This is a genomic window from Promicromonospora sp. NPDC060271, from assembly GCF_042726755.1.
Classification (GTDB): domain Bacteria; phylum Actinomycetota; class Actinomycetes; order Actinomycetales; family Cellulomonadaceae; genus Promicromonospora.
This window is the reverse complement of record NZ_JBHXBG010000017.1, coordinates 40,582-50,325: the sequence shown is the minus strand read 5'-3', so window position 1 is coordinate 50,325 and position 9,744 is coordinate 40,582. Positions and strand designations below refer to the sequence as shown.

The window sequence follows — 9,744 nt, the reverse complement described above, 5'->3', positions numbered from 1 at the left end:
ATGCAACCGTCATCGAGAGAAGATCGGGTCACATCGACGCCACCCGGTGTGACAGTTGCTCGAAGCTCGAAGCACTGCGGTGAGGTCGACTCACCCGGGACGTGCACAACGATCCTCAGCTCTTCAGCTGTCACGGAGCCCTGCCAGTACTCTCCGACGCTGGCAGTCACCTCCGCCTCGGTGAAAGATCCGTCTGCACCAGCCGTCTTCAGGTCTGTCTGGTACCTGGACAGCGCAGAACTCTGACGCTCGTCTGGATCTGTCGCCGACCCCCTGAGCGCGTCGCCCAAGGCCTCAGATATCAACGCCCAAGCCACGCCCACCACGATCAGGAGGCAGCCAGCCCCCACCACGACAACTAGCGTGCGACGTCGGTGCATTGCCCAGTCCCGGTTCCCGCTCGCAGATCAGTGGCGTTCCGCAAGTGGAATCTGCGGCCATACCTCCCGCAGCCCTCGATTAAATGCTCTCGCGTAAGCATCTGTGCCCCGATCGTTCGGATGGATGGATGCGCGGCTTACCATATCTTGGCTATCCCCCGATCCCTGAGCATCGGTAGCGGTCAGAAGTGGCGGATTGATCCAGTTGTCACCGCCCGCGTCAAGGACACAGGTGTCGTGCCCCCGGAACTCTAGTTCCGCATAGGCCATCGAAACGTCCAGCCCATCGTGGTAGAGCCTGGTGAGCAGAGTCTCAAGCTGACCGCTGAAGTACGCCTGAAGAGCCAGAATGTGGGAGGCCTCGCCGGGTTCTACCCAGCACAGCTCGATGACATCTGGATCATAGCTAAATAGCTCAGGGTACGTTCCAACCACAATCTTGGCGTTTGGTGCTCTCCTCTGAATCACACCCATAACATTCTCGATTGCCGGGAGAGTATTATCGTCGACCTGGTCATAGGCAGTGTCGAGCGGCGGCCGGGTCTGACATGCGGGGAACTGGATGCAGTCCGTGACGATGGCGCTGAACAAGTCGCCGTCGTTCCCGCCGATCGTCAGGAGAACAAGATCGGTCTCATCGTCCAGCACCCCGGCGCGAGCTTGTCGGACTTCTCCGTACTGCGAACCGACTCCATCACCCCACGGAACATTCAGCAGATCCTTGGTCTGCGCGCCCGAACAAGCAACGAACCCGAACTCGACCTCCGAACTCCATCTGTCGACCAATGAGCCGACCGTGCCCGAGGTGCCGGGAACGGTCAACTTGCGTGCCCACGCGTCCGGGCTCCGGCGGCAGGAATTCTGCCAGTCGCTCTCATTGGTCCCTTCCAGGTCACCACCGACATTCGTCTCGGCGTAGTACCCCGCAGCCCCCGACTCGGCTGCGAATCCTGTTCCCTCACCCGAACTGAAGGAGTCGCCCAGCACCGCGACCTTAACCGGCTCCTGGTCGAGTGGCTGGAAGGCGACCGCATCCCAAGCCACGTCCTGCGTGCCCTCGCCGTCCTCCGTGATGTTGCTGAGCGTGACGCTAGGGACTCCATCGACACGATACGAACCGAGAGACACCCAGTTGTTAGCCATGCGCCGCTGGTTGATGTACCGGTGCCGGTCCGCGGTGCCGTCTCCGTTGAGATCAATGTTGTAGCGGGCTTGCTGAGTGTGGGCTCCGTGGTCGGGTAGATGGACTGCTATGCGCATCCAGCCGTTGTGAGACCGACCGAGTCTCCAGGTCCCTGCAGCGCGAAGCTGATCTCCGGTCCCGCCCGCCTCACCGGTTCGGGTATGGCTGAAGAAGAAGTGTCCCTGCCATCCGGCGCCGACCTGGTGGATGTCTCTCTTAGGCGGGAAGGTTCCATTGGCTGCTTGGGCGAGTCGCCAAGTGAAGGTCCCGCCGCTGGACGAGCGGGCGCATTTCTTCACCGAAGGGATGCCGTGTGGCACGTCATCCACGATCCATGAGTTCGGCGGAGCACTGTTCGTCGTGGACGAGGCTGCGATTGAACAGTTGGGCGCATACGAGCGCTGGTTCTCCTCCTCGTCATAGAACACGCTGTGAGGGTTTTGCTGGACACCGTCCTGATAGGGATCCTCGTCGCCGGTCCACTGACGCGGAAAGCGGCTAAAGCCTTCACCACACGTGGGAGACGCGGTACCGGTCCCTGGGGAGCAGTATTCCTTCCAGGAAGCCGGCTCGTGATACCAGCATCGAAAATCGTACCCGGCTGTCTGAGACTGGCTATAGCACGGCCCCGGGACCTCAGGCGCGTCAGGTCCCGTGTACACATCTCCGACCCTGTCCTTGTCGCATCGATTGCTCTCGTCGCAGAAGAGCTCGATCCACGGCTTGATGGTCTCTCGATGCTCGTTCAAGGTCCACCTGGCCGGCCGGAATCCAATAGCGGTCGTGCCGACTCCGTCGATGAGCTCGCTCGACCATGCCGCAAACCCCAGCGTCCGCTCCGGATACGGCCAAAGATTGGGAGTTCTGCCATCGTCAAAGTGGTTGTTGTTCAAGAATGGAAGACGATATGGCGGATATTTGGGGTTTGCTGGGTTGTTATGCCAGCCTACCCCCCAGGCTCCGTTGTTGATGTCCGCATCCGACCGCGGGTACCAGCCGCTGTTGTACGCCCAGAGGGCGTAAAACCAGTCCTCCACCCTGGTGGCGTCACCATCGTGCAGCCGGGCCCCCGCGTTGTACGTCTGGTTCCACTTCTCCACGAGGATCTGCACCCCCGCCTGAATATTGAAAACATAGTCCACGGCGATCTTGTTCTGGTCTTCTTGGGGGCGCTCATTGACTTCCATGCCGTCGGTGACCTGCATGATGCCGTAGCCGCAGTCCGCCTCGGTGAAATCGATGTCCCAGCCGTCGGTGACGCCCCAGTAGTTCCCAATCAGCGGGTTCCCGGTCACGCCCGGTACCGAAGATCTCGTGGCCTGCTGCATGTTCGACTCGCTCATGGCGATGCCGAGAATGATCTGCGGCGGGATGTCCGCCACGGTGCGCGGCCCGGCGAGCTCAGGCAGCGGGAACACGGCGCCCGGCGAAGCACCGAATGACCCGGCGCGAATCCGCCACCCATCCCGGCCTTCGGGGTAGTACGCCCTGTCCAACGTTCCCTGCACCAGCTGGTCAACAGCCCACTCCACCTGCCGTGGGCGCGGTTGCATCGCCTGCAGTTGCGGATCACCGCGCGTCACGCCGCACGCCCGCTCGCTCTCGCCGTCGGCCAGGTCCGTAGAAACCATGGCGGTAACAGCGATTCCCTCCAGTGCCGGCGAGAGGTTCTGAGTGCCAGCATCCGCTGCAGCATCGCTGGCCAGGTCGTGTCCAGTCGCGAGGCTGACGCCGAGTTCGATGGACGACGAGGCCTCCGGGACGTGCAGCATCAGTCGAGCCGAGCGTGGCACGGTTGGGTCCGCGACCTTGACGTCGCTGTCCCAGCCCACCCCGTCGACGACAGCTTCCCCGTTCGTGGAGACTCTGGTCTGGGTACTAGGTTGAAGAGCCGGGAGGTGCGTCAGCCCGGACGGGAGCCTTTCGCTGACGTCCGCCTCACCAATGATCGCTACCTTGCCACCCGGAGCCGAAACCAGCCCGAACTCGCTCGCGTCGCCCCGAGCAAGCTGGGTTGGTATTTGAAGGTTGCGCTTGTCCGGCGTCGCACCCCACTGACTGCGGTCTAGACGAAGCGTCGCAACCTCGTCTTCCTCCCGCGCAGCGTCGGCCCCGGCCGGACCGGAGGGACTGGCGCCCATGTCCGGGTCGGAGGTGACCGTGTCCAGGTAGACGACGCCGCCGTCGGCGTCCAGAGCCAGGGAAGACGGCACCGAATCGGCCTTAGCCACCGGAACGATCTGTCCGTCCGCCTCGATTCTGGAGATCAACCGGCCGGTCGCCGCGACGTACTCCACACTCGACACGGGGACTGCCGATGTCACCTGGCCCCGGAGCTCAACAGCTCTGCCCAGTCGTCCGCTGGCCGCATTCACCGTGACCAGTCGGGTGTCACCCTGATCATCGTCTGCACGTGCCGCACTGATCACCGCCAGGTCGGCCGCACCACAACCGGGGTTGAAGTAGGCAAGGGATGCCGTCACCGAGAGCTTGGTCACCGCACCGGACTTGAGATCGACCACGGCGCTCAAGGCGCCTCGGTCAAACAGATCGGGCTTGTTGACAAACATCCGTGGCGCGTACACGACTACCGCGTACCGACCGGATGATGTCACGCACGCGTTGCCGATCCATTCGTCTGCCTCGTAACCTGCCTCGACCAACGTGGCCGTGACACCCCACGAATAGCCCGACTCGGCCGTTGCCGTGAGGACGTGGAAGCCGTTCGCATCTCCCACGGTTGCCCACGCGACATCGCCCGACGTCTTCCAGTTCTCCGGAAGCACCTCGGCGCGGTCTCGCTCGGGCACGGCAGACGGGCGGCCTTGCTCCGACTGTGCGGTGACCTTTGGCGCCACGTCCAAGGGATCTTGTTCATCACCAGCTTGGGCCGGTACTAGACCGGCACACACAAGTGCGCCGGCCAGTGCCAGTCCTGCCGCAGTAGCGCCCAGGCGGCCCGCTTGAACCGTCGCCCGTGGACGGGGTCGGATCGTCGATGTTCCTGGAACGCGCACGGCAGCACCACCTGGGAGAGACGACACGGGTCGCCGTGACACTACGCATCCCCAGCCACCGACGGAAGGATTCCCTGCAACCTCCTGGCTAACTTCACGAGCCGTGAAATAACCGCCATCGATGTATCAAGGACTGACCTCCGCTCTCAGCCGTTCCAGCGCAAGCCCTTCGGCAAGATTTCACCCACGCACGGCCTTGCGAGAGTCGGGTGGACTGCGCAAGCCTCGGAGTCTTGTCGAACAGCCCTTGCGGATTCATTGCGAGGCCATTGCCTGGAGGCTGCGTGCGGACCGAACCTCGCCTGGAGGCGGCGTGCTGACCGAACCTCGGATTCACTCATTCCTCGCCCTGTGTGAGCACGGCACCACCACCGCAGCTGCGGCCGCGACGCATCGCGCGCTGAGCACCATCAGCACTCACGTCGGCGCGATCGAAGCTCGTGTCGGTGCTGCGCTCTTCACACGCGCGCATGGCGTTTTCATTCTGACCGATCTCGGCGAGGAGGTTCGCAGGCATGCGGAGACGATCGTCGCTGCAGAGGCCGCCATAATGGCAATCACAGCTCACACGACACACAGAGGCCCTGCACCCGAGCATCGCCTAACATAGATCGCGCCAGCCCTGCCGGTCTGGAACACTCGGCGCTCGGCATCTTGGGCTTACCTTGTTGAACACACTGGGTTAGTCCGTACCGCAGGACGTGGTCAACGCCGTGATGACCGGCTGGAGGGCGCAAGCGAGACCGGGGGCAAGTTGCTGGAGTGAGTGGCATGCACCTGACCGTGCGCTGATGGCGTCGCATCACCGCGATCACCATCCCTGGCTGCATGTTGGGACGGACACCCACGCGGGCGCATCACCGCCAATGAACCCAGAAGGCCCAGCTCGATGACGTTCGACCCGGCTGTCCCCCTCAGGATCCTGCGGTCCAAGAGCCCAGAGGTAGTCCGCGCGGAAACCTAGTGGCCACTCCTTTGCATTGAGCGCTGGCCGCAGATCCGTGCGCGAAGCAAGTCATCGCGCGAAAGTTTCACAAAATGCGAAAACTAGTGCCAAGGCCTTGAATTAATGCACGAACCTCGGCAGCCTAACAGAAGTTGGAAACCACCCGTAATTCGCGGAACAATTTCCAGCCCTTCACGCAAACACTACCATTCGCGGAACAGGAAATGCCTATCATGCAGAGATTCGCACAATCCGGCACCTATTTCGAGTCTACTAACTGGCTTCAACGAATCAGCATGCTCACAGCGCTGGCGATACTCTTCAGCGGTTTCCAGGTGATGCAGGTGGTCTCCGCTCCGAGTGCCTCAGCTGTTTCCATTTGCAGCACAGTGGAGGCGATTACAACACCGTCGAGAAACGGTGGTTCTGTCTGGGCCCCGGTAACGGACTCGATATCCGGTTCGCTCAACTGCGCGATGTGGAATGGCCACACTGGCTCCAGCTACAGCCTCAGCGCCGAACACCTGCAAAAGTCCCTCAACCGGTGTTACGGCGAAAATCTCACAACAGATGGTAAATTCGGATGGCGTACGGAGGACGCGCTCTGGCGCGCTCAAGGTGACGAAGGCATCAAGCAAGACGGAATCTACGGGATCGAATCGGCTCGCAACATTTTGCACCACAGATATGGTGGTGGGTGCGGCCGTGTGCGCTAACTATTTCTCACTGCAACGCTCTCCGGGAATAAAAGGCCGTTGAGCGTTTCAGGCCCTGATCTCGTCCGACGGACGAACAGAAGTGATCACTTTGGTGGTGCGGCTCACGAGAACCGCGCCACCAAAGCGATAAGTGTCGCCTCCGGGCGGCAGGCGAACCGGACCTGCGCGTAGGGCGAGGTGCCCGCGCCCGCGGAGACGTGCAGCCACGTCGAGCTCTCACCGCCCTCGCGGTCAGGCCGCGGGCCGGGCCAGCCGTGCAGGCCGGACGCCCGCGTACGGTCGAGGTCGCAGTTCGTCACGAGCGCGCCGTAGAACGGCAGGCAGAGCTGCCCGCCGTGCGTGTGACCGGCGATGATCGCGTCGACGCCGTCGGCCTTGAGCTGGTTCAGCACGCGCTTGTACGGCGCGTGCACGACGCCGAGGCGCAGCACCGCGTCCTCCTCACCGGGCACGCGGCCCGGCTCCGGCATGACGTCGCGGTCGAGGTGCGGGTCGTCCATGCCGACCAGCCCGACGGTGCGACCGTCGCGCAGCTCCACCAGGCCTCGGCTGTTGTTCAGGTCCACCCAGCCGGCCTCGGTGAACGCCTTGGTGAGCGACTCCGTGGGCAGCGGGACCTTCTCCGCGCCCTGGACGCGAGCATCGGGCAGCAGGTACCGCGCCGGATTCTTGAACGACGGCGCGTGGTAGTCGTTCGAGCCCATCACGAACGCACCGGGCACGTCCATGAGCTGGCCGAAGACGTCGAGCAGCGGGGCCAGCGCCTGCGTGTGCCCGAAGTTGTCACCGGTGTTGATCACCAGGTCAGGCTCGAGCGCGGCCAGCGAGCGGACCCAGGCCTGCTTGGTCCGCTGGCTCGGCGTCAGGTGCAGGTCGGAGACGTGCAGTACCCGGATCGGCCGTTGGCCCGGGGGCAGCAGGGGCACGGTCACCCGGCGCACGCGGAAGAGCTTCGTCTCCACGTGCGCATACGCGATCCCGGCGACCACGACGCCCCCGACGATCCCGAGCGCCTTGCCGACGTTACCCAGCGTTCCCATAGAGATCAGTCGTCCCCGTTGCCGTTCCCGTTGCCAGGGCCGCCCCCGTCACCGGCGTCACCGCCGCCACCGGTGTCTCCCGAGCCGCCGCCCTCCGAGCCGCCCTCGTCGCCGGAGCCGCCGTTCGAGTCACCCTGCTCGTTGTCGTTGCTCTCCCGCTTCGGCGGAGCCGGAGCCTTGCCGACGAGCTTGGGGTCGGGCGTGGGGAAGTTCTTGACGGGCAATTCAGCGACCGCTTGGTCCATGTAGCGACGCCACGTCGGCGCGGCGACCGTGCCACCGTACAGCGCGTCGGCCTCGGGGGAACTGTCGTACCAGGTCTGCGCCGGCAGGAACACGCTCATGTGCGGGACATTGCCGCTGGCCTCACCCACCCAGACCGAGGTGGAGAGGTTTGGCGTGTACCCGGTGAACCAGCTCTGCATGGCGGAGTTCGTCGTGCCGGTCTTGCCCGCGACGGGGCGCCCGTCCGCAAGGCCAGGGCTCAACTTCCACGCCGTGCCCCACGGGCTCGTCTGGAAGACCTTTGTCATCGCATAGGCGACGGTATTGGCGACATTGGGCTCGAGCGTCCGCTTGCAGTCTGCGGAGGGCACCTTCAGTTTCTTGCCGTCGGTGTCCTTGACCTCGAGGATCGCGACCGGGTCGCAGTAGATACCGCCGGAAGCGAACGTGGCGTACGCCGATGCCTGGTTGATCGGTGTCGAGGCCTGCGTCCCGAGCGTCATCGACGCGAGCACGTCGATGTCACGCTGCTCGGGGTTGTCGATCGTCCGGAATTTACCCACGCCCTCGTGCGTCAAACCGGACGTCGTCGGCCGGAATCCGGCGTCCCATGCCGTCTTCTGCACGTTGCAGAGGTCGAGCTGCTGCGACATCCGGGCGTAGACCGTGTTCAGTGATTGGAAGGTGCCCTGGAGCACGCTCACGTTCCCGCTGGCAGCCCCGTCGACGTTCGACACAGGCCAGGGCTGGTTCGTGAATGCATGGACGCAACCCGAGGCCTGGAAACTTGTCTCGTTGGCCGAGAAATTGTTCGCATTCACACGGTCCTGCAGGGTCTTCCCGCTGCGCAGCCACTCGGCGAGGACGAACGGCTTGAAGTTGGAGCCCACTTGGAACCCCCGCGAGTTCCCGTGCAGGTAGTCGGCCGAGTAGTTCTGCGCGGTCGTGCCCGGCGTGTCCGCTCTCGCACTGTACGGGATGTTCTGCGCCATCGACTTGATCTGCCCGGTGCCTGGCTCGACCGACGTGATGGCAGCCTCGAGCTGGCTGGCGTTGTCCCCCGGGACCGCCTCGACAATGGTCTTCTGAGCGGCCCTCTGCATCTTGACGTCCATCGTCGTCTTGATCCTGAGACCACCGCGGTACAGGAGGTCATACCGGTCGCGCCTGGTCTTCCCGAACTCCGGGCTGGCCATGATCTCCTTGATCACGTAGTCGCAGAAGAACGCGGCGCCCCCTGCTGCGTCGCAGCCGACGTCGATGCGCTGGACATCGAGCGTGTCCGACAGCTTTGTCGCCAGCGCTTCGTCGCGTTCCTCCGTGGTGATGTAGCCGAGCTGCCACATCTTGCCGATCACGAGGTCACGACGGACCATCGCATCCTCCGGGTTGGCCACCGGGTCGAACTGGCCGGGCGCCTTGGTGATCCCGGCGATCGTGGCTGCCTCGACGATGGACAGGTCCTTCGCGGACTTGTTGAAGTAGTGCCGCGAGGCCGTCTCGACGCCGTAGACCTTTGTGCCGAACTGCGCGATGTTGAGGTAGCCCTGCAGGATCTCGTCCTTGGACATCTCCTTCTCGAGTGCGATCGCCAGCTTCGCCTCGCGAAGCTTTCGTGTCAGCGAGTCCTCGCGAGCCTCCAGGATGCCGAAGGGGTCGCCCGACCGGTCGGCTTCCTCGATCAGGACGTTCTTCACGTACTGCTGGGTGAGGGTCGACGCGCCCTGGGTGTCACCGCCACCGAAGTTCTGCAGCGCAGCGCGCGAGATGCCCTCGGGGTCCACGCCGCCGTGCGTGTAGAAGCGCTCATCCTCAATCGCGATCACGGCGTTCTTCATGTGCTCCGACACCTTGTCGAGCGGCACGACGATGCGATTCTGCACGTAGAACGTCGCCAGCTTCGTCTTGCCGTCGCTCGCGTAGATCTGGGACTGCTCCGACAGCGGCCCCGGGACCAGCTCGGCGGGCACCTCCTCGAACACCTGCACGCCGGTGTCGACGGCGGTGTTCACGCCGGACGCCAGCGGGATGACGAGCCCGGCCGCGATCACGCCACCAGCGCTTGCGGTGAGCACGAATGCGAGAAGAAGTCCGATGAGCTGCGCGGCGGGGATGGTTCGGGTGATCCGGCGCGGCTCGCGAGGGTTCGCCATGGCCATGGGCCCAGGTTACGGGGTGTCCCTGACAAGGCGCGCCCAAACCGGACTCGCCCGTGTGCAGGTCTCGTAGGGAAT

The 9,744-nt window shown here is 63.9% G+C and carries 6 protein-coding genes; 2 read left to right on the top strand and 4 right to left on the bottom strand.

The annotated features are described in order from the left end of the window. A partial coding sequence (locus ACFWE2_RS04820) for a hypothetical protein (RefSeq protein WP_377223076.1) occupies nt 1-353 on the bottom strand: 353 nt, incomplete at its 3' end. 54 nt (nt 354-407) lie between these two features. Next, nucleotides 408-4,421: an SGNH/GDSL hydrolase family protein gene (locus ACFWE2_RS04815; RefSeq protein ID WP_377223075.1), complete on the bottom strand. Its 4,014-nt coding sequence runs from the start codon at nt 4,419-4,421 to the stop codon at nt 408-410. Between the two features lie 280 nt (nt 4,422-4,701). Between ACFWE2_RS04815 and ACFWE2_RS04810 the strand changes: the two genes are divergently transcribed. Both ACFWE2_RS04810 and ACFWE2_RS04805 read left to right on the top strand, forming a co-directional pair. Further along, nucleotides 4,702-5,190, top strand: a complete 489-nt coding sequence (locus ACFWE2_RS04810) for a LysR family transcriptional regulator (protein WP_377223074.1) — start codon at nt 4,702-4,704, stop codon at nt 5,188-5,190. A gap of 488 nt (nt 5,191-5,678) precedes the next feature. Beyond that, the gene (locus tag ACFWE2_RS04805; RefSeq protein ID WP_377223073.1) at nt 5,679-6,242 is read left to right on the top strand and encodes a peptidoglycan-binding domain-containing protein; all 564 of its coding nucleotides are present in this window, start codon (nt 5,679-5,681) and stop codon (nt 6,240-6,242) included. 104 nt (nt 6,243-6,346) lie between these two features. Here ACFWE2_RS04805 and ACFWE2_RS04800 read toward each other — a convergent pair whose 3' ends face one another. Further along, nucleotides 6,347-7,285, bottom strand: a complete 939-nt coding sequence (locus ACFWE2_RS04800; RefSeq protein ID WP_377223072.1) for a metallophosphoesterase — start codon at nt 7,283-7,285, stop codon at nt 6,347-6,349. 5 nt (nt 7,286-7,290) lie between these two features. Further along, entirely contained in the window at nt 7,291-9,669 is a 2,379-nt protein-coding gene (locus ACFWE2_RS04795; RefSeq protein WP_377223071.1) for a transglycosylase domain-containing protein, read from the bottom strand. Between the last annotated feature and the right edge of the window lie 75 nt (nt 9,670-9,744).